The following is a 26,270-nucleotide window of genomic DNA, read 5'->3' on the forward strand; positions in this document are numbered from 1 at the left end:
AAATTCTTTAAACAGAAATTTCAAACTCCTGCTGTTCAACCATTTATTTTTTGCAGTCGGCAAAATTAACCATTTATCAAATTCAGAGGTAATAAATAGAAATTTTCACCGTAAAAGGAACAAAAGTCCACTTTATTTTAGTTCCTTAAAGTGGACGTTCGCTTATCACCCAGATTAGCCAAGTCCTTGATAATCAAATAATATCCTAGTTAAATATTTGGCTTGGCATTTGTAAAGAAGGAAAAACTATGACCCTACCTACCATAATTCACACGCTAATAAGCTTTGCTTTAACAGCAAATATCATCCACACTACTACTACTCCCAACCTCTCTAAAATATCTGAAAGTGAAAAAATTTATCAAATGATAGTTGATGATGCACCTTTGGTTCCTTCTAAAGAAATTTTTGAGCTTGCTATGAATGGGTGGGAAAAGTTGGAGAATAATTTGGAAAATCCTGTATTGACAATTATCGATTTCAGCCTCCCATCTACCGAGAAAAGACTTTGGGTAATCGATATGGAAAAATCAGAAATCTTAATCAACACAGTTGTATCACACGGTAGAAATTCCGGTCAATTGATGGCTGAATCTTTTTCCAATAAACCCGAATCTTATAAGAGTAGCTTAGGATTTTTTAAAACAGCGGAGACTTATTTTGGGAAGCATGGTTACTCATTGAGAATCGATGGACTGGAAAAGGGAATCAATGATCAAGCACGAAACAGAGCTATAGTTATCCATGGCGCAGATTATGCAAAGGAGGAATTTGCTAAGGCTACAGGACGATTAGGAAGAAGCTTAGGCTGTCCAGCACTCCCCCCTGATATCAGCAAAGAAGCAATAGACATTATAAAAGAAGGATCATTAATGTTCGTGTTCGGCAAAGCTCCTGACTACTTAGAAAATTCCGAACTAGCTCAACCTTAAAAAGATCTTAGGGCCGCTAAAATCTCAGCGTCACGCTGATAGATATCTGATCTGAAATGACCCTTTCCATTTGAGTCCGCCCAGAAAGTAAGGTAAACCAAGATAACGGGTATCTTTTTGTCCAAGTTTACAATTTGTTCTCTAGGCTGATTCATAGCTTTTTCAATTTTTTGTGAATCCCAATCTTGATTGTTTTTTAATAGTAATTGTGCTAGTTGGGTGGGATTTTTCAATCTGATACAACCATGCGAGAGCGCTCGTTCTTCCTTTTCGAATAGGTTTCTCGTGGGAGTATCATGAATATAAACGCTGTACTTGTTCGGAAACATAAACTTAACTAGTCCAAGCGAATTATTTTGTCCTGGCTTTTGCCTAATCAAGTATGGAAAGGACTTGCTGCTAAAATCTACAGTAGAAGGATCTACATATTTCCCTGATCGGGTAATCACCTCCATATTATTTCTAGTTAAATAAGAAGGGTTTTTTCGAATTGCAGGAAGGGTTTCATTCCGCATAATGGAATAAGGAATATTCCAATATGGACTGAAAACAATATAACTCATCTGAGCTGAAAAGACTGGAGACTGATGATAAGGCTGGCCAACAATCACTTTTTCAGAAAAAAGCGTGTCCCGATTATCAATAAAGTCCAATTCAAAATTGGCAATATTGACCAAAATGTAGGTGGAATTTTGAATTGTGTCCGGAAGCCACCTCAACCTTTCCAAGTTTACTGAAGCTTTATCGATCAAACTTTTTGGAGATTGATTAAGAGCCTCCAAAGTCATTTTACCTAAGATTCCATCTGCATCAAGTCCATTGTCTGCCTGATATCTTTTTACCGCTTCAATAAGAAGAGAGTCATAGAGTTTTGACGATTTATCAGCAACAGTAGATCCGACAAGATATCCCCAGAAAATCAATCTATCTCGTAAAGCGGGAATAGAAGAATTAGTCTCACCAAATTTAATTGATTTGTTTTCTTTGACTGGTTTCCAATCCAAAGAATCATTTTTCGCAATGGATTCGAGATTTCTGACTACTTCTCTGCCCTTTCGATAGATTTCAAATTTAGGATAAACAGACTGGATCACTGGCCGAATTTCCTTTCTCATAAGAGCAGTATGCAGTAATTCTATATAGTCTAATTGCTTTTGAATAGGCTCAATTCCCCAGTTACTTTTCAAGGATGATGGGTCAACTTTTCCAACTTCCAAATGAGTAACCAGCTTGAAAAACGCATCAGTCAAAAGCAAATCAAAATCAGCCAAATCACTGAAATCATTCGCATTTTTCTTCTTTTTATTACTTTCAAAAGCTTCAAAATAGGTCTGAATTAATTTCAAATTATACTCTTCAGGGTTTAGCCCATCATATTTTGACTGGATGATCTCGTAGCGCATCTCATATGCAAATTCGGTCAATTCCCCATTGAAAGACCAAACTGGGTTAAACTCTCTCGCTCCGTAAAAAGTATGAATTTCACTGGATGTCAATAATGGCAAGCCCCTCACTTCCAATTTTCTTTGGGGTTGATCGGTCTCCAGGATAAATCTGATCTTATCAGCAACCTCCTTTTGACTGGGAAAAGCCGAGCAAACGCTTAAGAATAAAAAAACCGCCATTAAAAAGAAGCGGTTTATATAGTGGCTATTAGCTTTCATAAATTTTGAATTATTCTTCGACCTTAAAATCCTGGTATTTTCTTCCCAAAGCCCAAGACTCTTTCAACATAGTCAAAAAATCTCCCATTTTGGCTAAAGGAATCAAATTTGGTCCGTCACTCAATGCCTTTGCTGGTTCTGGGTGGGTTTCAATAAAGAAGCCATCTATTCCTGTTGCGGCAGCTGCTCTCGCTAAAACCGGAGCAAACTCTCTTTGACCTCCGCTGCTTCCGCCTTGGCCTCCAGGCTGTTGAACTGAGTGGGTGATATCAAATACCACAGGAGCAAATTGCCGCATGATCGGAAGACCTCTCATATCTACAACCAGATTATGATACCCCAATGAGAACCCACGCTCGGTCAAACAAACATTTTCATTTCCGACAGATCTTACTTTCTTGACTGCATACTGCATGTCTTCAGGAGCCATAAACTGACCTCTCTTAATTTTTACAGCCTTTCCGGTCTCTGCTGCAGCCAGAAGTAAATCTGTTTGCCTACATAAGAAAGCCGGAATCTGAAGCACGTCTACTACTTCGGCCACTTCAGCTGCCTGATAACTTTCATGAATATCAGTTACCAAGGGCACATCCAAAGCTTTACCTACCCGTTGCAAAACCTCCAAAGATTTATCCATTCCTATGCTTCGGAAAGAATTGGAAGAGGTTCTATTTGCTTTGTCAAATGAGGCTTTGAAAACATAGTGAAAGCCATTTTCCTGAGCCCAAGCCTTCACTTTCGTTCCTATTTCCAGACAAATATCATAGCTCTCCACGGCACAAGGGCCAGAGAAAAGGACAGGTTTATCGGAACCTAAAACAATTCCCTCTCTGATTTTCATGGTGCTTGTGGTTCTATTCATCTTCTTTTGCTTTAACGATATGATTTTCTATCAAAGGAATCAATTTGCCTTTGGAATGTAATATTAAGTCTGCTACTTCTCTGAAAACACCTTTTCCTCCTGCAGCAGCGGTGATATAATCTACTTGAGGTTTGACATATGCCAGTGCATCTGCTGGAGCTACTGAAAATCCAATTTTACTTAAAATAGGCAGGTCAATCAGGTCATCTCCAATATAGGCGACCTCATGCAGTTCTATTTCCAGCGTTTCCAGGATTTCGCTTAGTTTTTTCCATTTATCCTTTACCCCGTGATAATGAAAATCGAAACGCAATTCCTCGCATCTATTCTCCACTACCTTGGATGAGCGACCTGTAATTGCACCCACCATAATGCGGTTTTTTCTCAAATGCTGTACAATCAAGCCATCTTTGACATTGTATTTCTTATACTCCGTGCCTAAGTCATCATAGATGATCCCACCGTCGGTCAGCACACCATCTACATCAGTAATCAGTAATTTGATAGCGGATGCTTTTTGCAAAACCTCCTCTGAAATCCCGGAAAAGAGTTGATTGATTATTTCTTCTGTTTCCATTGTATAGAGTATAGGTCTAGTCTTCGTTGTTCTAAGTTTCTTACACTTCCAGCTTTTCTTTGCTTAGTCAAAAGATCTAAGTCCACATCCGCGACAATTGTAGTTTCTGCATTTTCAGATGCTTGGGCTACGATTGAATCATGTGGAAATGAGAAATCTGAAGGGGAATATATAGCAGCCTGTGAGTATTGAATATCCATGTTTTCCACTTTTGGAAGGTTACCCACAGAACCTGTGATCGCTACATAGCATTCGTTTTCGATTGCTCTCGATCTTGCGCAGGTATTTACCCGTAGGAAAGCATTTTTTGTATCCGTCCAGAAAGGAACAAATAAAATATCCATGTTTTGCTCTGCTAGAATTCTCCCTAATTCAGGAAACTCCACATCATAACAAATTAGAATTCCAACCCTTCCTGCATCCGTATCAAAAACATTGATTCCATTTCCGCCCTGAAGCCCCCAATATGCTGCTTCATCTGGTGTAATGTGAAGTTTGTATTGCTTGGCATGCGTTCCATCTCTCCTACACAGGTAACTTACATTTCGAAGTTTCTTGCCATCATATTCCGGCATGGATCCAGCAATAATGTTCACATTGTAAGAAACCGCCAAATCACTCATTCTACTCACAATCTCTTCCGTGTAGTCTGCCAGATTTCGGATTGCTTCTGAGGCATCCATATCATTAAACTCAGCCAATAGCGGAGCATTGAAGAATTCAGGAAGTAAGCAAAAATCCGATTTATATCCAGAAACAGTATCGACGAAAAATTCAACCTGCTGCATCAGATCATCCACATTGGAAAACCTTCTCATTTTCCATTGAACCAATCCTAGACGAACAATGGATTTTTTATTACCAATGAGTTTTTCGTCTTTTTCATAATAAATATTGATCCATTCAAGTAAAGTTGCGTAGGCTCTGGAATCAATATCCTCCGGAAGATATTTCGTGATCACCTTCCTCACGTGGAACTCATTGGCGAGTTGGAATGAAAGAACGGAATCGAAAATCTCCTTATTCTTGACCAAATCGATGTACTTCCTTGGAGTCATTTCATCGGCATAATTAGCATAGCCGGGAATTCTTCCACCAGCAATGATGGAGCGGAGATTCAGGTTTTCGCAAAGCTCTTTACGGGCATCATAAAGTCGACGACCCAATCGCATTCCACGATATTCTTGATGCACGAATACATCCGTGCCATAGAGCGTATCACCCTCATCATCATGGGTATCGAATTTGCCGTATCCGGTGATTTGATCGTAAGTATGGTTATCTCCAAATTGAGAATAATCAACAATTATACTGAGAGCAGCAGCGACTACCTTTCCATTATCTTCAATACAAATCTGACCTTCAGGAAAAACCTTCAGCTGGTTCTTCAATTCCTGACGGGTCCAGGCCATGCCTTTATCTTTGTATATCGATACCATGATATCACGGATATCATCGAAATCGGAAAGCTTAATATTTCGGAGTTTTAATCGGTGCTCGAGTTCTTCTCTGTGTTTACTCATGTCACAAAATTAACTAAAATCAATCGATAATTTCAGAAGGGGAAAATTTCCAACCTATAAACAAAATAAAATATGGATTTTTTAATCCAGCTAAAATTACTTTAGATTGGGTATTCAATTCTGATGATTAATCGACGAATTTCGAAAAATACAGCGATTTTCTATGCAAAGTGAAGCAAATAATACAAAAGCAGCTCCTGTCTCTAATTTTATAGATTGGCTTGAGGAAATTTTAAATGTCAGTTTGGTCAATTTGGGTGAGTCTAAACTAACAATAGGCCTACTTCTTACGCTGATTTTTTCATTTATCGCACTTTTTGTGATTTCAGAATGGATTCGAAGACTCTTAGTCAATAAAATATTAAAGCGCTACGATATCACCACCGGAACCAGGCAATCCATTGGAACCATGGTCAAATATATCCTGATTTTAGCAGGTATATTTTCAATTTTACAAACGAACGGAATTGACCTCAGCGCATTTGGAGTTCTTGCAGGAGCTATTGGTGTTGGTATTGGTTTTGGTTTGCAAAATGTGACCAACAACTTTATCAGCGGTTTGATTATTCTATTCGAGCAACCCATAAAAGTTGGGGATAGAATAGAAGTTGGAGATGTGACTGGAGATGTAATCAAAATTTCTGCCCGCTCAACCATGATAGTCACCAACGATAATATCACCATTATTGTCCCGAACAGTCAGTTCATTGATAGTCAGGTAATTAATTGGTCTCATTCAGATAGAATGGTCAGGTTTAATTTTCCTGTTGGGGTTTCTTACAAAGAAAATCCACAAAGGGTCAAAGAAATTTTATTGGATGTGGCCAAGAAAAATCCGGGGGTACTTAACACTCCTGAAACTGATGTACTCTTCTCGGATTATGGCGATAACTCCATTAATTTTACTTTAAGGGTTTGGACTTCAGAATATATCAACAGACCCAATGTGCTCAAAAGCCAACTTTATTATGAAGTATTTAAGAGGTTTGGTGAAGAAGGAATTGAAATTCCATTCCCTCAAAGAGACTTGCATCTAAAATCAGGATTTGAAAATTTAAAAAATTAGGCTATTTTTCGATAAATTACCTGAGGAGTAGGCTTACAACTGGCCTAAAGATGAGAAAGTTACTTCTAATATTATTTTTATTTATCAGCTTTGAGTCTATCTCCCAAAGCTTCTATCGCTATCGTTTTGAGGAGCCATGGTCTTTTTCTGCCAGTATCGGACCTACTCAATATTTTGGAGAATTATATTCCTTTTGGAAATATAATGAGGGGGTTCAGCCGGATTGGAATGCTAATATTGCATTCCATTATACAATAGGAACTCATTTACGGGCAAGAGGAGATTTTTCATATTATAAAATGTCGGGTCAAGATCCTCCTTCGGATCCAAGAGCCTTCAGAACTCCCAGAAATCTTCATTTCCGAGCTCAGAATTGGGAAGTAACAGGAATTATCGAATACTATTGGGACCCTGTGAAGGTTCCTAATATTCATAGACCACTCTGGAACCCTTATATATTCGTTGGAATAGGTATGTCAACTAATAACCCAGAAGCTCAACTTGATGGAGAATGGGTAGACCTGAGACCTCTTCAATTAGAAAACAATCCTTATGAAAGGTATATTGTAGTTTTTCCTATGGGATTGGGATTCAAATACAAACTTAATGTCTACATGGATTTGACATTTGAAGGGAATTACAGGTTCACTTTGACTGATTACATGGATGATATTTCAGCCTATAATATCAGTGAATTTTACCTGGACTTAGTTGATGACTATGTAACGGGAAGAAATCCCGATAGATTGAGGCTAGCTATTAGAAACCCGGGTTTTTTGGATGACAATGGTATGCCGGATGTAGATAAAATCCTTCGTAATGGTGGAAGAATACGTAGAGGTTCGGGCCTTACTCACCGCTTTGATGGCTACATGACTGTCAATGTTGGGCTGGAAATCCACTTCTCCAGAGATATTTTTGACAACTGGATTTTCAGAAACAGAGTTAACGAAAAGAGATTCAGATTCTGGTAAACCTGCTTTTTATCATTTTTCATTCTTCATATTTCCATTAATTTCCGTAAATGATTTCCTCTAAACGAGGTGTTATCTTTCTATGGAAAATCTTAACTATTGGGAATTTATAGCAGGATTGGGAATTTTCCTTTTGGGAATGCACCAAATGGAAAGTGGGCTCAAAGAGCTTGCTGGTAAATCCTTTAGGACCCTACTCCAAAAATTTACCAACAAAAGCTGGAAAGGTATCCTTACAGGAACCTTTATTACTTCAATTTTACAGAGTAGCTCTTTAGTTACTTTGATGGTGTTAGCATTTTTAGGAGCAGGTCTCATCAGCCTTCAAAACTCCATTGGAGTAATACTAGGAGCTAACCTAGGGACTACAGTTACCGCATGGATAGTTGCCACTTTAGGGTTTAAAATCAGCATTTCTTCTTTTTCACTCCCATTTATAGGAATAGGAGCCCTTTTTTATCAATTTTTTAGTAAAAGAATATATCTGAAAAATTTTGGCCTCCTTCTATTAGGTTTCGGGTTTTTATTTTTTGGGATTGATTTAATGAAAACCTCCATTGAATTGCTGGCTCAAAAAATGGAATTGAGTCAATTTGCAGAGGTAAGACTGATATTCTTTTTAGGGCTAGGCATTGTTCTTACTGCTTTGATTCAATCCAGCTCAGCTTCACTGGTAATTTTACTCAGTGCATTAAATTCGGATGTAATCACTTTAGATCAAGCGGCAGCTGCAACAGTGGGAGCTAATATTGGAACAACCATCACTGTTATTATGGGAGCAATTGGTGGAACTCCCGATAAAAAAAGGTTGGCTTCAGTCCATTTCATATTTAATTTCTGTACTGGGATACTGATTTTTCCATTTATCCCCTATTTCATCACCGTCTTAGAAAACAGTAGAATTGGAGGAGATCATTTGATCTTATTGGTTGTATTCAACACGTTGATGAACCTAGCGGGAATTATCATTTTCTTTCCTTTTTTGGGTTTTTTGAGATCTTGGATTAATCAACGTTTTAAAACCAAAAAAATCAGCTTAACCTCATTTATTCACAATGTAGACACTTCTGTTCCGGAAGCAGCCATTAAAGCTGTAGAGAAAGAGCTGGACTCGGTTTTCGACCGCACCAAATTCTTTATCAAGGAGACTCTGGGAATCGAGGCAAAAGCAGGAGAACATGAAAGTATTTGGCAAAAAGTATTGGGTCGCTCATTTGAATTAATCCATGTCTACAACGAAATCAAAGAAATCGAAGACGAAATTACAGAGTATCATATAAAGATTCAAAGCGAACCAATCTCTGAAGTTGAGGCAAGACATCTAAGTTCGCTCATGGAATCGCTTAGGTCCATGGTTTATTCAGCTAAAGCTATGAAAGGCATCACCCAAAACATTAAAGAGTTAGAATCAGCTGAAAGAAACCTACCAAAAAAATTCCTGCTTAGGATTCAGGATCATGCAAAAGTGTTATTTGAACAAATAGAAAAGCTGAGGCTGGAAGAAAAAGAAAACAGAGAAGTACCTCAATGGCTACAGCAACTTCAATATCAAGATCAAATTTTTATGGAAGACTTATACAAAGAAGCAAAAAGCCATCAGACAGATATTCCTTTTTCTACCTTAAGCAATGTTGGAAATGAATATTGTAGAAGTCTTTACAGTTTGGGTGTTGCTGTCTTGCATTGGCAACACCCAAAAACTGAATCATCTAATCTAGATCAACCAAAATAAGCTACTGCTTGATACTCAAAACGCCCAAATTGCCTTTAAATAAGACCGTTTCTGTAGTTCCTACTTGATAAGAAAGACTTTTCTCATGGTGGCCTGTTTCAATTGCTATCCATTTGATACCATTTTCAGAAGTGAAGTTGATAATTCCATTTTCCACTTCTTTTGCATTGTGAATATGCTGATGAAAAACAATTTCCTCATTTCCTTTTTGAAACATATCCATTCCTTTTTTGACTTCCTCGGAAGAAATAAAGTGATCGGGAGTATTCACATAAAGCAAATGAACACTACACTTGAATGCTTTAAGGAGGGATTTAATGATTGAAAAGCTTTCTCTTGATTTAAGATGGAAATTGGAACAAAAAGCAATTTTCCTTAGATCATTTCCATCCAAGGCTTCCTTCACAGCCAAAACAGGACAAGGAGAATTTCTCAATACTTTTTGCAAGGTAGAGCCTATAAATTTCCCCTCAGAATAACCTTTCCCATAAGCTCCCATTACCAGAAGCTCAATATTTTCTTCCTTAATCGTCCTCAAAATCATTTCTGATGGAACTCCTACCTTCACTTGATAATCTACCTGAGATTTAGCAGGTGCAATCTCTTTTACATATTCCGGCAAAACCAATTCAGCTTCTTGCTTTTGCTCAGTTAGCTCAGAGTATTTCTTCTTGGCTTCTTCAGAAAGTTTTTCAAAGTCGACTTCCGAAGGGATGACCGTAATCACTAAAATATTGGCATTGGTTTTCGCGCTTATTTTCTGTGCAGTCTTGAGGGCTGCAAGAGAATAAGAGGAAAAATCAAATGGAACAGCAATAGTTTTCATGGCTTCTAGATTTTTGATGTACCCACAAGTTCATGAAAAGCAGGACAAATTCCTTTGAAAAAGGTCAGTGAAAAAACTGATAAAAATCAGCAAATCAGCTCATTAAAGCTGCACTTCCATCATTAAGTCACATCTGCAATATTTTCCATCCCGAACTGGCACTTCTTGAAACCCTAAGTTCTGGTATATTTTCAATGCTGCCTGAAGCTTAGTATGTGTATATAAAACCACTTTACGGGCACCCATTTCTTTGGCTTTTTCCAAAATTGCAATGCCAAGCTTCTTCCCTATCCCCAAGCCCTGAGCATTCTTGGAAACGCCCATTTTGATCAATTCATAGGTTTGCTCATCAATTTTGGAAAGTCCAACAGTACCTACGATTTCCTCTCCTTTTTTGGCGAAAATAATGGCGCCTCCTTTTTCCAAAATCGTTTTTTCCGGCTGTTCCAATTGTTCTTTATCAAATGGCTCTATAGCAAACAGCTCTTCTACCCAAGCCTTATTGATGATTTCAAAATGAGTACGAAGTGAATTTTCGAAAGGAATAATTTGAATAGCTTCCACAATTACAGATAGGTTAAATAGGTAGTTATGAATTATTCTGCTAGATTAGGTTGGTTCAATCAAAAATCCAATGAAAAAATTACTTGCCCTCGTTTTTATCTTCTTTTGCTTTTCGAATTTTAGCAATGCACAAAGCCCAGAAGAAAAATTAAAAGAATTGGGAATAGAGCTTCCCGAAATTAGTGCCCCCATTGCCAATTATGTAAAGTGGAAACAAGTGGGTAATCTGATCTTTTTGGCTGGGAATGGACCTGATATTTATGGAAAAGTAGGAGCAGATTTGAGTCCTGAGGAAGGCTATCAGGCTGCTAGGGAGACCGGTATTGAAATCCTCGCGGTGCTTAAAGCAGCAACTGGAGGAGACTTAAGTAAAATCAAGCAGTTTGTAAAGGTGCTGGGCATGGTGAATTCGGCACCAGACTTTACCGGACATCCTGCTGTTATCAATGGTTTTTCTGATCTGATGGTCGAAGTCTTTGGAGAAAAAGGAAAACATGCCCGTTCGGCAGTAGGTGTAGCAGCCCTACCGAATGACATTGCCGTTGAAATCGAGGTGATTGTGGAAGTGGAAGATTGATGATCAAGGCTTTTTTTTCAATTCTTATGCCTTTGGCCCTTCTTTTCGCAACAAAGGAAAAGACCTTCTTGCCAGAATATATTTATGTCGATGGATTGGCATTTCGGCAACAAGGACTGAAGGGGATTTTTGAAAAGTACGGACCAACAAAGAGTACAGAAACCGACTACGAATGTGGTTTCCATTCCAATCAGGAACAGGGAAAAAGCTATTATCAGCTAACCTATGATCAAGTCACTTGGATAGGGAATACTGAGGAAGGTTACATCCCAGAATTGGTTGTTTTCGACCCGGAAGGTAAAATGAAATGGACGTATTATGAGGAGATCGAATTCAGTGGAAAAAGCACCCTTCAGGAAGTTGAGCTTTTTATGGAAAAAAAAGCTGAACCCATCGAAATTAACGGAAGAGATGATGAGCTATTATCTAGTATCAAGGGCCGATTTACTGATGCCGATGAAGGGTTTTTCTTTCTTTTTCGGGAAGGAAAGTTGATTGAATTTCAGTATTGGAGTCCTTGTTGAAAAGAGAGAGAAAGGAACTGTGAAAAACTCCAATTCAATAAAAAAAGTGCATTTCTAAGATTTAAACAGAATTAATAAAGTCAGAAGTATAACTAAGAAAAAGCTCTTAGGATCATTTGAGTTTAACTGAAAACAGGGAAGCCAAAAACTGGATAGAGTAGGCAGACTTTCAAATAATTCATTATGAATAAAATAAAGACATCACTCTATTTCATCATTATTTTGCTGGTAATTCATCACAGCCCTGTTCTCGCCCAAACTCCAAGCGATTCCACTCTAATAAGGGAAACAGTTCTGAATTATCTTGAAGGGATGGAGACCAACAATCCCCAAAGAATTGAAAAAGCTATGCATCCCGATTTGGCAAAGCGGACTATAGAAAAAAATAAGGAAGGCATGGAATATCCTTTAAATATGACGGCAGCAAGCTTGATAGGATATTCTAAAGAATTTGATTTCGGCCTATTCTACAAGGGAGATATTGACCCTGAAGTAACTTTAAAATCGGAAGTCACCATTTATGAAATATCCAATGGTATCGCAACTGTAAAGGCGGAGACAAACAAATTTGAATTTGTCGATTATATCCACCTTGGAAAATTAAATGGAGAATGGAAGATTATCAACATTCTTTGGGTAATGACGGGAAATACGAATAAATGGATGAATCAGGAGTAAGAGATTAAGTCAAAACATTACTCAACTTCTTTACTATCATCGTTCTAGGTTTTTCTAAAAAACTACAATTATTTTGAATTCTAGAGGCTTCTTATCTATTGAATTAATTCAAATCGAATATTATTCAAGAATCCGTTTACAATTACTTATTAAATCAATGGTAGACTAGCAACCATTTCAAAAAAACAGGGCGACTCTGAAAAGCCAGATGAGTAGGATATTAAAATTAATATTATGAATAAAAACGTCATTTGGACTTATTTACTTGCCTCATCTTTAGGTGTTCTTTCTATAGTGCTTCCAATATTTTTTCTGCCCGATATAAAACAGTACGATTCTCCATTATTTTCAATTATCAGAACCGGGGTTGAGGGAATTTCATATTGGAGTTTTGGACTGCTTTTTCTAAGCGGTTTTGTAATAAAGATTTTTAGTCAGGCTTCGAGCTTGAAACTAGGTTTGGCAACCATGGCCCTCTTTCCAATAATGGTAATTCTAGAAATAATTGTTGATCCAACATCTCACAACATGTTTCCATTCGAATTTATATATTATGGAATACTCACCGTTCCTGCTATAACTGGAGCTTACATTTCCCAAGGGATTTTTAAAAAAGGAGAAAAAAAATAAACTTCATTTGAAATACTTTTTTTGATTGAAATTGACTGCTTTTAAATGAGCTAGTGCTACTATTTTAAAACTTCATCAAAATTTTCAACTCGCAATGAAACACCAATTACTTCTACTTACAATCTTGATATCTACCTCAGTTTTAGGACAGAAAAATGAGAATAAATACATCGACGATGTACAATCCATAGATGCAATCATTACGGCCTATTACGACGTGGTATCAGGATCTAACGATGAACCTTGGGAATTTGAAAGGGATCAATACATCCATTCAAAAAATGCATTCATTACTCGATTGGATGAAAATGGTACAGCCGAAACCCATTCCTTAGAGGCAGAATATATCCCTCTTGGATTATACCCCAAAGAGGACTTTTATGAAAAAGAGCTTAAAAGAGTAGTAAGCCATTATGGAAATATAGCCCAAGTTTGGAGTGCTTTTGAAATCCGAACTGATCCCAATGTTGAAACCCAAATTAGAGGCCTGAATAGTATCCAGCTCCACTTTGAAAATGGACGCTGGTGGATAGATAGCTGGACTTGTGAAATGGAATCAGAAAATAATAATTTATTATCCGACTTTTTAAAAGAGGAATAAACCCATTTCAATAATTTAAATACTCAAGTCTAAATAAGATACTTAATAAAAATCCTTACTTAATACTTGGTACATAGTACTTTGTACATCGTACATCTACTTTATACACTCACCATCTTCACCTCCCACAAATCTCCTTATAGGGACAATATTCACATTTTTTCAAAACCTCTGTTTGATCAAAGGGGATTTCTGGATTGTATAATTCCTCAAGCAGTTCTTTTAATTTGGTTTGAAAATCCGGATCGTAGTCTTTGTAATCCAGGACTTCTATTCCGGTTTTTCGACCTTCCTTTTGGTACAAATAGGGATCAAAATTATCATTGAACACCTCTTTTAAATTGAAAATTGTAGGCTTCAAAGGAGCAGTATTTTCAGGATGGGTTCCTTGATAAATTAATCCATAAAACAGCGTTTGCATGGCCGCTTTGTTCCTTTTCTCTAAGCCTCGATCAAAAAGCGCATCAAGATCAGGAAAGGTTTTCTGATCTCCACCAGATTTGTAGTCTATCAAGCGGATCACCCCATTAAGTTCATCTACCCGGTCAATGATTCCTCTCAAAGCCACACGACGAGCTCCATTCAAAGTATTAATCTCCAGCGTAGTTTGGTACTTTTTTTCTTTTTCTAAAGAGATTAAGCGAAAGGGTGCTGTACTTGCATCATATGCTAAGACTTGATCTACATATCCCTGTATCACATCACGAGCTATGGCCAATTGACCATTGAGTTTGGTTTCTGCTTCGTCTTCAAGATGATAAAAATCGCGAATGGCTTTTTCAACTGCAGGAAAAATCCAGTTTTTTCGTAATTCAGCGAAATCCCCTTCTTCGATTTGAGTTCGTTTTTTTCGTTGGATAAAACCTGAATACAAGTTCTCCAAACTGTAATGAGCCAAATTCCCGAAGACTCCGGCATCAATCTCCTCGCTCACTTCCTCTTTTTCTTTGATTCCAGCGATGTATTGCAAGTAAAATTTGAGTCGGCAATCCAAATAGACATTTAAAGCAGAAGGAGAAAAGGCAGTTTCCGAGTGTCCATCCGATCCTACTAAATACCGTTCCAAGGTCTGAAGAATGGAAGGCGTCTTTTCAATCCGGATTGCGTCGGTCGATTTTTGGTCTATGGGAACATAAATGACTTCCTCAGATAGGTCTTGATTAAGTTCCACCTCCATCTGCTGCAGGTATCGGCTCTTTTCTCCTGCTTTACCCTGATCAGCAGCAGTCGTGTAGATCATATGAACCTCCTCTGCAGCATGCAGTAGTCTATAGAAAGTATAAGCATAAATGGCGTCATTTTGCTCCTGAACCGGCAATCCAAATGCCCTTCGGATAGTAAATGGAATCATGGAATTCAGACCGGCCGATGGTGGAAAACTGTCTTCATTCATGTTACAAATGATAACCCGACGGAAGTCCAGATTACGGGATTCCAAGACCCCCATAATCTGAAGTCCGCGAAGGGGCTCTCCCTCAAAAGGCAATTTGACTTCCTGAAATACCTGTCGGAACAAGCGGATAAAAAACTCCCGATCAACCGAAAACTGCTCCTCTTTTTCGAAGGTTTCCCTCAATCGGGTCAATTGCTTGAAACATTGGAAAAGGTAGTTGCGCTGAAGCATGTCGTCTTTAAGCAATTCGGCCAATTCCTGCATCAGTGTGCTCAGGTAAGGGAATAATTGGTCAGCCTCCAGCTTTTGGAAAATCAATTCAAAAAGCTTACCTCCCTTTCCAAGTTCTGTCCTGGAAATATACACCTTGTTCATGGCCTGAATCTCTCCCAACACTCCTTTGCAAAAGCCCTCATTTACACTTTTCAGATAAGTGGACGAAAGCAAGTTCTTAATAGGTTGATGATAGAAGAAAGGCTCTCCATTTTCTATTTTTATGAATCGCTGCATTTCTAAAACAGCCTCTAAAAAAGCATAGACAGGAGCATTTTTGACCGGATACCCCATGGTCACGTTGACCTGATTGATGCGCTCCGGTAGAGAATGTAGAACCGGAAAGAGTAATTGCTCATCCGGTAAAATCACGACTGTCTCTTCCAGCGCTTCCTGATCCGGAATTTGTTCCAATAATGAACCTACCAAATTTGCCTGATTCACCTTTAGAGGGGTGGCATAGGTTTTAATTTTTGAATCCTTACTTTGAATCAAATTTGGAAGCTCCTTGGGAAATGTAGGACCCAAAATTGAATCTTTCCTGTACTCACGGAAAAATAGTCCAGCTTCTTGGTTACCATCAAGCGTGTAATAAGCATCAACATCCCAATGGATTTCTGCGCCAAACTCCTTGATAAAATGTTTAATCAGGAGTTCTTCCGTTTTGGTAAAAGCATTAAAGCCCAAAAAGATATACTTTTTATCAGGCTTTTGGATTTCACTTAGGCTCAAAGCCACTTGTCTGTACAGCTTACCTGAATAAGCCAATCCAGATACCTCGAGGGAAGCTTGAAAGGCACGATAAAGCGGTTTAAGTACTTGCCAAAATTTCAGAAATTTTTCCTGATGCTTCTTGTCTTGGCTGATAAAGGAATTCCAAAATTGTCGGATCAACTCAATTTGATTTTCAGTCAAAAAACTTAAATCCGACTCCAACTCTTTGATTTCGGCCAAATGGTGATAGAGTTTATCCGGATCGGCCATAAACTGATCCACATCATTGAAATCTTTCAGGATCATTTCACCCCAAAAGAAAAAGCGATCAAATGATTCGGGCTCAGGGTGCAAATCTCCGTAAACCCGGTACAATTCAAAAATCAGTGTTAAATCATCTGCCGGACGTTTTCCCGCAAATCCATAAAACACATCCTCAATCGTCTTAACTTCAGGCATCCAGGTGGGCTGATCAATCAAGGTTCCCATATGCTGCGTAAAAAACAATCCAGCTCTTCTGTTAGGTAAAACCACAACTACCTCTCTTAAAGATTCTGATTCCTTCAGGATTTTTTCAGCAGTATTTCTTAAAAAATTATGCATGTACTTCTTCGATTTTTCCAGTTTCTAAATAGCATAAATAACCCTTGCATGGCTTTGCGGTAAGTGATTTCACGAGTTCCATATATTCCTTGACCTGCTTGCCATAGCTGTCCCGTTCTTCTCCAGTTTTAAAATCTACTACCACCGCTTCACTTTGGTGGAGAAGAATACGATCAGGTCTTTTCTGTTTACCTCCAGGCAATAGAATGGCCTGCTCATTCAATGAAATCTGAGCGGGATCAAACCAAGAAGCAAAGAGTGGATTTTCGAACAAGGACTGAAGCTGAGAAAGAACTTCTTCTTTCTCTTCAGAACTCAACCTTCCTTCAAAATATAGACTTTCCAGCTCCAATTTAGCCTGAGCCAGGGTATTGGATTTCTCTAAAATTTCATGAACAAGCAAGCCAAAATTTCGCTTTTTCCGCTGCTCTATACCTTCAGTGGAAAAATCTACAGCATATTGTTTGACCTCCAATAATTCTTGCCATTTCTTATAAGTCCAGCGCAGGGGTGGCGTTTGAAATACCGTTTGATCTGGAATATTGGATTCTGGCCAATCTCCCCATTGAAAGATCTTTGACTCTTGCTCTAAGGTTCCCAGATTTTGAATTCCGCCTTCTAAAATCTGTTGTAAATGGAGCTCTAGGTAATTTTGAGAATTAAAAGAACCCTTATAGGGAGAAAGAGACCAAAATACCTCTTCTGCTCGGGTAAGGGCCACGTAGATCATATTCAAGCTATCCAAATAGGCCAATATTGCCTCTTCACCATAGGTTTCAGCGAATAAAGACTGGGCTAGGCTACTCTGCAGCTTCAATGGGATAATTGCCTGAATTCCAGTTTCGGCATCTTTAAAGGGAGACCAAACGATATTGTCCTTGGTGGTATCAAAAATGGTCCATTTCAAAAATGGCATTAAAACCACTTTGAATTGGAGTCCTTTAGACTTATGAATAGTCAGAATTCGCATGGCATCATGTCCTTCAGGGATCTTTACCGTACGCTTCTGCTTATTGTCTTGCCACCAATCCAAAAAAGCTCCCAGATCTGAGCGATTTTTTGAAATAAAATCGAAGACCGCTTCCCGAAATCCAGAAATATAGGCCTTCTCCAATCCCGTCTCTTGAATTAGAAGTATGCGAATCAACTCTTCGGTCATTTCCAACAAAGAAAGTTGCAACAATGCCTGTTCCTGCGCTTTAAATAATTCAATCTCCTTAGCAAAATCTTCATCAATCTGATCCAAGGAAAAAAGGTTATGATCAACTTTCTGATCTAAAAGTACGGCTCGATAATACCACATGGTCTTAAACTGCACCTCATCATCGGGTTGATACAAGTATGAAAGTGCAGCGACTAGGGCTTTGACTGAGGCTGCCTTATGCAAATACATTGATTCATCCGAAAGCACATCGTATCGGTATTGATCGCTAGTAGCTTCCAGCATGAGGCAATCAGCTATCAGCTCACCTTCTGACTTGGTTCTAACCAAAAAAGCGATATCCTTAAATTGATAGCCCAAATCCTGAAGTTTCCTGACCTGTTCAGGAATTTTTTCAAGGACCTGTTTATCAAATTTACCATCCTCTTCCAGCTCCTTATTCTCTTCCAAGAATTCCATCCGCACCATACCCTGAAAATTAGATTGCTTTTTTTTCGAGGATACTTTTTGCTTTACATCGGCATAGGCTTTGGACAAAATACTTGGATCATCCACCCCATAAGTGTCAGAAAGCACCCGCTCAAAAGAAGTTGGGAGCGTTTCAAACAGTGCATTGTTGAATTCAATGATACGAGCCAAACTCCTATAATTGGTATCCAAATTCTCTGTTGTAATCAAATGAGCACCTATCTCCTCTTCCACTCTTTCAAGGAGGAGTTTCATTTCTCCTCCACGCCAACGATAAATAGACTGCTTAACGTCCCCTACCAAAAGATTACGATGACCAAAAGAAAGGGAATTTTCAAGTAGAGGCTTGAAACTAGCCCACTGAAAGCCCGAAGTGTCCTGAAACTCATCTATCAGAAAATGTTGGTATTGATTCCCTACTTTTTCATAGATAAATGGGGCGTCATTTTCATAGGTGATTTCTTTGAGGAACTCATTGGCATCCGAAATCAAAAGCATGTTTTCTTCGGATTTGATCAGGGATAAATCATCCAACAGATTCCTAAAAACTCCATAAACGTAAATATTTCTAGAAATAGCGCTGATGGTATTCCATTGGAAAAGCAAAGGTTCAAATTGCCGGAGAATATCATTTAGACCTGACTGAAAAGCACTTTCAATTTCATTGATTTTTTTACTTGATTTAGCATACCATTTTCCAGGATTATCAATGGCCTCAACCATTGTTTTTGTAATATCTGGAACGACCTTGTTTCTATCACCGAGTTGATCAAACTTCTTTGCAAAGGAATTGGAACTACCACTAAAATCTGTCCATTCCAAGCCATGAGCGATTCTTATTTCATTGGCTTGCTGTTTTAAATCTTTACCAATTTTGATAAGACCATCTCTTCGACCCTTAACCAGTTTTTGGAGTTGATCGACATTTTCTTTCTCACTCAAAAAGGACTTGATTTCGCCTGCATGTTGTTTGAAATTCTCTTGAAAAATCTGTTTCCCCAAGCCCTGAATATTTCTCCGAATATCCCAGGTTTTCCCATTTTGGATCTGCTCAGTTGCGTAATCAACCAGCCATTTATGTAGGAATTCATCATCCATCACCTGCATGACAACTCTATCTACTACCCTTTCGAGAACTCCATCCTGATCTAATTCTACATCAAACTTCGCATTGAGATCAATCTCACGGGCAAATGCACGGACTACTTTTTGAAAAAAGCTATCAATCGTGCTGACTGAAAAATGACTGTAATCGTGCAAAATAGCCGTCAGTGTAGCCTTCGCCTTATGCTTCAAACCTTCAGCATCCACTTGCAGAAATTTCATTAATTCCTGATCCATAAACTCCGCCTCATCCACCTGCTGAGACAATCTTGACAGCACATTCAAAATCCTCTCCTTCATCTCCTGAGTGGCCTTATTGGTAAAAGTCACTGCTAATATCTGCTTGAAAGCTGTTGGTGGTTGCTTTAGTGCCAACTTGAGATACTCTAGTGTAAGCGTATAGGTCTTCCCAGATCCTGCTGAAGATTTGTAGATGATAAAAGGTTTGTCTGACATAGCTCGGAAAAAAGTGAATTTGAAGATAGGAAAGCTTGATGAAATTGAAGGAGTGAAATTTTGATTTTGACAAAAAATGTCGTGCATTCTAAAGAATCCTTACATCCATCAAAAAGCTATAGGAAAAAGTTTGATTTTTCGAGAACTTCAATCGTCAACCAATAAACCTATGAAAAACCTATTTTACGCTTTTCTTTTTTTCTTCTGCATCCAATCAGTTCAGGCCAAGGACGGCTATGATTTGTGGTTGGACTACAGTTCCATCAAGACTCCCGCTATTCGATCCGAAGCCGAATCATTCTTTAGTGGAATCTACTTTTTTGGAAAAAACCCAACATACAACGCCATCCAATTTGAAATGGAAAAGGCTATTCCGATAATGATCGGGAAATCGCCAATCTATGCAACTGACCGGATCAATTCAGCTAAAATGTGGCTGGGTACCAGAGAGGAACTTGCTCAGGTCATAGGCTTAGACCAACAAATGGAAATCAAAAATTTAGGAGATGAAGGTTACTGGATGGGTCCAATCGAATTTCAAGGTAAGACCTACTTTAGCATTATTGGAAACAAACCAATAGGTGTCTTGTACGGCGTTTTTAGACTACTCCAGGAAATTCAAAGAGAACAGATAGATTTTAAGGAAGAATTATCTGATAGTCCCAAGGTGAAAATCCGAATGCTGAATCATTGGGATAATTTGGATCGAACTGTAGAACGTGGCTATGCTGGATTTTCGATTTGGGATTGGCATAAGCTTCCAGGCTACGTGGATCCTCGGTACATAGATTACGCCCGGGCTAATGCCAGTATCGGAATAAATGCAGTTTCGCTCACTAATGTGAATGCAAATGCCTGGATTTTAAGGCCAGACTTCATAGAAAAAGTGAAGGTCTTAGCAGATATTTTCCGCCCTTATGGGATTAAAGTCTATTTGACAGCTCGATTTTCTGCCCCTATCGAGCTTGGTGGATTGGAAACAGCAGATCCTTTAAACTCTGAGGTTGCAGCATTTTGGAAGGAAAAAGTAGGGATGATTTATAAAGCCATTCCAGATTTTGGTGGCTTTGTAGTTAAGGCTAATTCAGAAGGACAGCCCGGTCCTCATGAATACGGAAGAAATCATGCAGAAGGAGCCAATATGCTTGCAGATGCTCTCGCTCCATATAAAGGATTGGTCATTTGGAGAGCATTTGTATACTCACACGAAATTGATGAGGATCGCCACAAACAGGCAAATTTGGAATTTGAACCTCTGGATGGAAAGTTTAAGGAAAATGTGATCATTCAGGTAAAAAATGGGGCAATTGACTTCCAACCTCGGGAGCCATTCCATCCTTTATTCGGAGCTGTAAAAAGTACAAATCTTGGGATGGAATTTCAGATCACCCAAGAGTATTTGGGACAGGCCACACAATTAGTCTATTTAGGAACTTTTTGGGAGGAGGTATTAAAGTCTAATACCTACAGACCAAAGTCTTCATCAACAGTGGCTAAAATCATTGATGGAACAGATACTGGGCAAAAATTAACCTTGATGGCTGGAGTATCGAATATTGGAACTGATAGAAATTGGACAGGGCATCTTTTCGGGCAGTCCAACTGGTATGCCTTCGGAAGATTAGCCTGGGATCCCTATTTGAGTTCTGAAAAAATAGCGGAAGAATGGTCAGAATTAACTTTTGGGCCTAAGCTAAGTGGAATTGAAAAGATTCAAGGAATTATGATTAATTCTCATGAGGCAGCCGTGAATTACATGACTCCTTTGGGCCTGCATCATATTATGGGCAGAAGTCATCACTATGGCCCCGGCCCTTGGGTCGAGGGTGGAAGAGCTGACTGGACTTCCCTTTATTATCATCGTGCGGGATCAGATGGGATAGGTTTTGATAGGACTTCCTCAGGGAGCAATGCCTTAAATCAATACGCTCCTGAAATCGCAGAGGTATGGTCTGATCCAAAGAAAATACCTGAGAAATATCTGCTTTGGTTTCACCACCTACCTTGGGATTTTGAGTTAAAATCAGGAAATTCATTATGGAAAGAAATCACTCTACATTATGATCAGGGAGTCAAAAGCTCCAGAAGTTTTCTCCAGACTTGGCAATCATTGGAGAATGTCATTGATGAGGAACGATTTGATCATGTTAATCAGCTATTGAAGATTCAGATCAAAGAGGCCGAATGGTGGAGAAATGCCTGTCTTCTTTATTTTCAGACATTTGCAGATAGACCTTTTCCTTCTGAAATTGAACAACCTGAAGGAGACTTGGAATATTACAAAAGCCTGAGTTTTCCTTTCGCGCCTGGAATCAAGCCTAATTGGTAAAATGGATAGCTATAAAATCCCATCTGGAACCAGTATTGGCCATGTTCACTTGAAAGTGAGTGATCTTGAGCGTTCGATTGACTTTTATTGTGGGCTCTTAGGCTTTGAATTAATGATGAGATATGGAAAAGATGCAGCTTTTATTTCAGCGGGAGGATATCATCATCACATAGGTTTGAATACATGGCAAAGTAAGAACTCTCCCCCTGCCCCAAGAAACTCACCTGGCTTGTTTCATACGGCAATCCTTTTACCTACCCGAAAAGACCTAGCCTTTCTTTTCAAAAGGCTAGCAGATCATTCCTACCCCTTGACAGGAGCTGCAGATCATGGAGTTTCTGAGGCATTGTATCTGGATGATCCTGATGAAAATGGCGTATAGCTTTATTGGGATAGACCTCGGGAACTTTGGCCCAAAGATGAATCGGGAGAGCTGACTATGTATACCAGAAGACTTGATATTAATTCTTTGCTCAGTGAATTAAATCCATGAAGAAATACATTTTCCAAAGTGAAAGGTTAGGTTTTCGAACTTGGTCTGAATCCGACTTAGAAGCCATTTTTCAAATCGATTCGGATCCCGAAATCATGCATTTTTTCGAAAAACCATTCACTTTGGAAGAAAGCCAAAAGCGCATTCAAAAGATGAATCAAACCTTTCAAAAAGAGGGGTTTTGTTATTTCGCGGTAGACTTTTTGGCAAGTGGTGAATTGGCCGGAACCATAGGTTTGGGAAGGAAGGATTTTGAAGCAAGCTTCACTCCCTGTATTGATATAGGTTGGAGACTTGCGAAAAAATACTGGAATCAGGGTCTTGCTTCCGAAGGAGCCCTTGCCTGCATAGGCTATGCTCGGCAATTAGGCTTAAAAGAAATATATTCTTATGCCACTACTGCCAATCAAGCCTCCCTTCAAGTAATGCGTAAAATAGGAATGAAATTCATAGAGGAATTTGAGCATCCTGAACTTTTAAATCAACCCAGATTACAGCCTTTCAGCCTTTTTAAAATTTCTTTGGATAGTTCAATCGGTGGAGATTTAGTCTAACCTTAAATTAGAATAATCCATTCAAAACCCTTATATTCAGTCACTTAATTTTATTTATTACCTTGAAACCTCCCATTGAGGGATGCTCTCGGTCTCCGTCAAGGAGTTTTTTATCTATTCTTTACTTCCCAACAAAACCTAACACTTATGAAATCTTTAAAAGGAAATTATTCCTTAATAACCCCCCTATGCTTATTTCTGATTTTTCTAATAAGCTCTTGTATTCCAAATGACATAGAAACTGTGGATCCGATGAATGATCCCCAGCTTGAATACTTGGAAGATAGTCCTTTTCCCAATCCGCTCGAAAATCTTCGGATGGATCCTATGACCCTTAGTATGTTAGCAAACTTAAGAGCAGCAACAGCTAAATATCAAAAATTTGATGTTGCTTTAGAAGATGGGTATTTACAAGGTTCAGATTGCGTTGCTTCTCCAGATGGAGGAATGGGTTATCATTTTGTGAATTTCGAAGAAGTGGATGGGGAATTTGACCCCACCAAACCTGAAGCTTTGCTATACGAGGAACAATCCAATGGAAGAATGCGGCTTGTCGGAGTAGAGTTTGTAATTGTAGCTGATTTATGGGACTTGGAAAATGATGATATCCCATATTTTGGAAATCAAAAATTTGAAGAAGCATTTCCACCTGCTCCTCTTCCCTTCAGAAATTACCAGCTTCATGTCTGGGTTTGGAAAAATAATCCTGAAGGAATATTCATGAAGTGGAATCCTACTGTTAAATGTTCGGACTAATTTGATGAAAAAAGCAGGCTTTAATTTATTGCCTGCTTTTTTTTAAACAAAAATGCCGCCCCTTTCGGAGCGACATTTTACCCAACTCAACTATTCAAAAAATTATGCTATTCCTAGGAGCTAATATTCCTATTGATTTCTTTTTGATTAGAATCCGAGTTTTGTGATTTTTCGAATTCTTGAATGTAAATACGAAGAGTGATAAACAATTGGATTGAAGGATGAAAAAATTACTTGGATCTTATCGCTGAGACCTCATTTAAATAGAATTCTTATCCATTTAGATTTTTAATTTCCAAAGCTTGATTTAAATTCAATGATTCATTGAGCCCTCATTTTAATCCCGTCATGATACCCTATTTTAGATTCGTATCAGTTTTATTTTTTTCACTAACCTCCTTTTTATGCTTTGCGCAGGATAATAAAGAAATAGACTCATTGCTTGCTCAAGGCGATAGATACCTTTATGTGGACTGGGACAGTTCAAAGATGTTTCTTCAGCAAGCCGAAACTTTAGCTTTAGAGTCTCAGAATGAGAAAGACATGGGTCGGGTCGCCAATATGCTGGGCTCATTACATTATGTCGGGGGAAATTATGCAGAGTCCATGCGAAATTTTTCTAAAGCAAATGATATTTTCAACAGAAACCCCGACAAAAAAGAATTGGCATATGCTTTAAATGGACGCGGACTTATCTACCTGAGTCAGCACGATTATGCCAGAGCCATTGAAATCTGGGAAAGATGTATTCCGCTAAACAGAGAATTAGGGGATGATTATGGGCTAGGCAAGAGCTATTTCAATAAAAGCATTGCGGAAATGGAGCTAAAGCAATACCAAAAAGCTGATGAATCCCTGACCACTGCATTGAACCTTTTGGAAAAATTCAAAGAAAAACCATTATATGCAATGGCTTTAAACCGCTTTGCCAAGATAAATTTCGAATTAAATGATCTGGTAAAAGCAGAAGAGTTTTATACCAGAGTTTTGAATATCAAACCTGAGGTTACTACTTGGGAGAAAACATTTGCGAATACCGGATTGGCGGAAATCTACCTGGTTCGAGAAAACCCCGGTAAAGCATTGCAATATGGACTTATTGCTGAGCAGCTTGCTGAAAAAGCTAAGGCATTTTGGGACAAAGAAAGGGCTACTAAAGTAATTGCAATTGCTTATGAAAATCTAGGCGACTATGGCAATGCCTTGAAATACACTAAACTCAATAAAGCCTATTCGGATAGTCTATACAGTGAAAACAAAAACTCCGAAATCAGTTATTTACAATTACAGCTTACAGCTGCAGACAATTTGAATTTACTGAGAGAAAAAGAGATTGCTGAGCAAGAAGCAGCTTTCAACAGCAAATTAGCTATCACTTTGATCATTGCTCTAATAGTAACGATTGTTGGTTTTTTACTATATGCCAGGCTTCTAAAACAAAAAGAAGAAATCAATACCCAATTGGAAGCCAAACAAACAGAAATAGAAAACCAAAATCAAAAATTGGAAGCCATCAATGAAGAAAAAAACAAACTCTTTTCTATCCTTTCCCATGATTTGAAATCCCCTATTAACTCTGTAAAGCAGCTATTGGAAATTGAAGAGAAAGGTTTCTTGAGCGAATCAGAATCTCAAAAAGTAAGAAAAATGCTGATTCGACAAGTAACTGAAACAGACGAAATGCTCAGTAAACTTCTTCGATGGTCACATGCTCAATTGGATGGTATTTTGACTAATCGAGTTGAGACTCAGTTGGCTCCTATGCTTCAAGACCAAATTGGACATATGGAATATCAAACCAGTAATAAGAATATTCAAATTGATTCTACAGGATTGAAAAGTCCGGAAATGGTATTGGTGGATCCTCAGCAAATCAGTATAATATTTCAAAACTGCCTTCATAATGCAATCAAGTTTTCAGAACCTAATAGTCAAATCAAAGTTTGGCTGTCAGATGAAGAGGAAACTTATCAAAAACTCCACATAAAGGACTTCGGTATAGGAATCGATGCCGAAAAATTGGCTGAAATTCAATCCCAGCAAGTACGAGTAAAATCAACAGACGGAACTCTTAAAGAGAAGGGTACAGGTTTGGGACTTCAGCTGGTGAAACAGTTTATGGATAAAAATCAAGGAATTTTCGAGATTAAAAGTGAGGTAGGAAAAGGAACTGAAATCATTTTGAGTTTTGAAAAAATCAAAAGAGAAACCCCTTCAAACCAATTAACCTCCTGA

General features: G+C 38.4%; 21 protein-coding genes and 1 pseudogene. 14 read left to right on the forward strand and 8 right to left on the reverse strand.

Translation table 11 applies throughout. The features are described from left to right. Positions 1-248 precede the first annotated feature (248 nt). A complete protein-coding gene (locus BM073_RS11355; RefSeq protein WP_091654208.1) occupies positions 249-932 on the forward strand; it encodes a murein L,D-transpeptidase catalytic domain family protein in 684 nt (227 codons plus the stop codon). On the opposite strand, the gene BM073_RS11360 is transcribed toward BM073_RS11355, so the two are convergent. From BM073_RS11360 to BM073_RS11375, 4 genes are read right to left on the reverse strand one after another with little or no spacing between them, the layout of a single operon-like run. Continuing rightward, positions 929-2,596, reverse strand: coding sequence for a L,D-transpeptidase family protein (locus BM073_RS11360; RefSeq protein ID WP_091654210.1), 1,668 nt, complete (start codon positions 2,594-2,596; stop codon positions 929-931). The two genes, BM073_RS11355 and BM073_RS11360, sit on opposite strands and share 4 nt — an antisense overlap. 10 nt (positions 2,597-2,606) lie before the next feature. Continuing rightward, positions 2,607-3,458, reverse strand: a complete 852-nt coding sequence (gene kdsA / locus BM073_RS11365; protein WP_091654212.1) for a 3-deoxy-8-phosphooctulonate synthase — start codon at positions 3,456-3,458, stop codon at positions 2,607-2,609. Further along, positions 3,451-4,035 (reverse strand): KdsC family phosphatase, encoded by a 585-nt coding sequence (locus BM073_RS11370; protein WP_091654214.1) that lies wholly within the window; start codon positions 4,033-4,035, stop codon positions 3,451-3,453. Before BM073_RS11370 ends, kdsA begins: the two co-directional genes overlap by 8 nt. Continuing rightward, positions 4,017-5,558: a bifunctional GNAT family N-acetyltransferase/carbon-nitrogen hydrolase family protein gene (locus tag BM073_RS11375; RefSeq protein ID WP_091654216.1), complete on the reverse strand. Its 1,542-nt coding sequence runs from the start codon at positions 5,556-5,558 to the stop codon at positions 4,017-4,019. The genes BM073_RS11370 and BM073_RS11375 overlap by 19 nt, the downstream gene beginning before the upstream one ends. Before the next feature lie 163 nt (positions 5,559-5,721). Here BM073_RS11375 and BM073_RS11380 point away from each other — a divergent pair, with 163 nt between their 5' ends. The 3 genes from BM073_RS11380 to BM073_RS11390 all read left to right on the forward strand — a co-directional run bounded on the left by BM073_RS11380 (position 5,722) and on the right by BM073_RS11390 (position 9,330). Further along, positions 5,722-6,624 (forward strand): mechanosensitive ion channel family protein, encoded by a 903-nt coding sequence (locus BM073_RS11380; RefSeq protein WP_091654217.1) that lies wholly within the window; start codon positions 5,722-5,724, stop codon positions 6,622-6,624. A 50-nt stretch (positions 6,625-6,674) separates the two neighbouring features. After that, positions 6,675-7,598: a hypothetical protein gene (locus BM073_RS11385; RefSeq protein WP_091654219.1), complete on the forward strand. Its 924-nt coding sequence runs from the start codon at positions 6,675-6,677 to the stop codon at positions 7,596-7,598. An 82-nt stretch (positions 7,599-7,680) separates the two neighbouring features. Beyond that, positions 7,681-9,330: a Na/Pi cotransporter family protein gene (locus BM073_RS11390; protein WP_091654220.1), complete on the forward strand. Its 1,650-nt coding sequence runs from the start codon at positions 7,681-7,683 to the stop codon at positions 9,328-9,330. Between the two features lies 1 nt (position 9,331). Here the strand turns inward: BM073_RS11390 and BM073_RS11395 are convergent, their stop codons facing one another. Together BM073_RS11395 and BM073_RS11400 are read right to left on the reverse strand one after the other, a co-directional pair. Then, positions 9,332-10,156, reverse strand: a complete 825-nt coding sequence (locus BM073_RS11395) for a universal stress protein (protein WP_091654222.1) — start codon at positions 10,154-10,156, stop codon at positions 9,332-9,334. A gap of 102 nt (positions 10,157-10,258) precedes the next feature. Next, entirely contained in the window at positions 10,259-10,720 is a 462-nt protein-coding gene (locus tag BM073_RS11400) for a GNAT family N-acetyltransferase (protein WP_091654223.1), read from the reverse strand. Positions 10,721-10,790: 70 nt separating this feature from the next. Between BM073_RS11400 and BM073_RS11405 the strand changes: the two genes are divergently transcribed. The 5 genes from BM073_RS11405 to BM073_RS11425 all read left to right on the forward strand — a co-directional run bounded on the left by BM073_RS11405 (position 10,791) and on the right by BM073_RS11425 (position 13,730). After that, the gene (locus BM073_RS11405) at positions 10,791-11,297 is read left to right on the forward strand and encodes a RidA family protein (protein WP_091654225.1); all 507 of its coding nucleotides are present in this window, start codon (positions 10,791-10,793) and stop codon (positions 11,295-11,297) included. 32 nt (positions 11,298-11,329) lie between these two features. Beyond that, entirely contained in the window at positions 11,330-11,821 is a 492-nt protein-coding gene (locus BM073_RS11410) for a hypothetical protein (RefSeq protein WP_139217486.1), read from the forward strand. 183 nt (positions 11,822-12,004) lie between these two features. After that, positions 12,005-12,499: a nuclear transport factor 2 family protein gene (locus BM073_RS11415; protein ID WP_091654227.1), complete on the forward strand. Its 495-nt coding sequence runs from the start codon at positions 12,005-12,007 to the stop codon at positions 12,497-12,499. Between the two features lie 234 nt (positions 12,500-12,733). Beyond that, a complete protein-coding gene (locus BM073_RS11420) occupies positions 12,734-13,129 on the forward strand; it encodes a hypothetical protein (protein ID WP_091654229.1) in 396 nt (131 codons plus the stop codon). A gap of 94 nt (positions 13,130-13,223) precedes the next feature. Beyond that, positions 13,224-13,730 (forward strand): hypothetical protein, encoded by a 507-nt coding sequence (locus BM073_RS11425; RefSeq protein WP_091654231.1) that lies wholly within the window; start codon positions 13,224-13,226, stop codon positions 13,728-13,730. A 118-nt stretch (positions 13,731-13,848) separates the two neighbouring features. On the opposite strand, the gene BM073_RS11430 is transcribed toward BM073_RS11425, so the two are convergent. Together BM073_RS11430 and BM073_RS11435 are read right to left on the reverse strand one after the other, a co-directional pair. Continuing rightward, complete coding sequence (locus BM073_RS11430) at positions 13,849-16,713, reverse strand: PD-(D/E)XK nuclease family protein (protein ID WP_091654232.1); 2,865 nt, start codon at positions 16,711-16,713, stop codon at positions 13,849-13,851. Next, complete coding sequence (locus BM073_RS11435; protein ID WP_091654341.1) at positions 16,706-19,903, reverse strand: UvrD-helicase domain-containing protein; 3,198 nt, start codon at positions 19,901-19,903, stop codon at positions 16,706-16,708. Before BM073_RS11435 ends, BM073_RS11430 begins: the two co-directional genes overlap by 8 nt. Before the next feature lie 169 nt (positions 19,904-20,072). Here BM073_RS11435 and BM073_RS11440 point away from each other — a divergent pair, with 169 nt between their 5' ends. The 5 genes and pseudogenes from BM073_RS11440 to BM073_RS11460 all read left to right on the forward strand — a co-directional run bounded on the left by BM073_RS11440 (position 20,073) and on the right by BM073_RS11460 (position 26,270). Beyond that, positions 20,073-22,232, forward strand: coding sequence for an alpha-glucuronidase family glycosyl hydrolase (locus tag BM073_RS11440; RefSeq protein ID WP_091654234.1), 2,160 nt, complete (start codon positions 20,073-20,075; stop codon positions 22,230-22,232). A gap of 1 nt (position 22,233) precedes the next feature. Then, positions 22,234-22,725, forward strand: a pseudogene (locus tag BM073_RS11445) (VOC family protein). After that, on the forward strand, positions 22,722-23,279 hold the full coding sequence (locus BM073_RS11450; protein ID WP_091654236.1) for a GNAT family N-acetyltransferase: 558 nt from the start codon (positions 22,722-22,724) through the stop codon (positions 23,277-23,279). Before BM073_RS11445 ends, BM073_RS11450 begins: the two are co-directional and overlap by 4 nt. 147 nt (positions 23,280-23,426) lie before the next feature. Next, on the forward strand, positions 23,427-24,035 hold the full coding sequence (locus BM073_RS11455; protein WP_091654238.1) for a hypothetical protein: 609 nt from the start codon (positions 23,427-23,429) through the stop codon (positions 24,033-24,035). A gap of 348 nt (positions 24,036-24,383) precedes the next feature. Continuing rightward, positions 24,384-26,270: an ATP-binding protein gene (locus BM073_RS11460; protein WP_091654240.1), complete on the forward strand. Its 1,887-nt coding sequence runs from the start codon at positions 24,384-24,386 to the stop codon at positions 26,268-26,270.

Source organism: Algoriphagus ornithinivorans, assembly GCF_900115305.1.
In the GTDB taxonomy this organism is placed as follows: domain Bacteria; phylum Bacteroidota; class Bacteroidia; order Cytophagales; family Cyclobacteriaceae; genus Algoriphagus; species Algoriphagus ornithinivorans.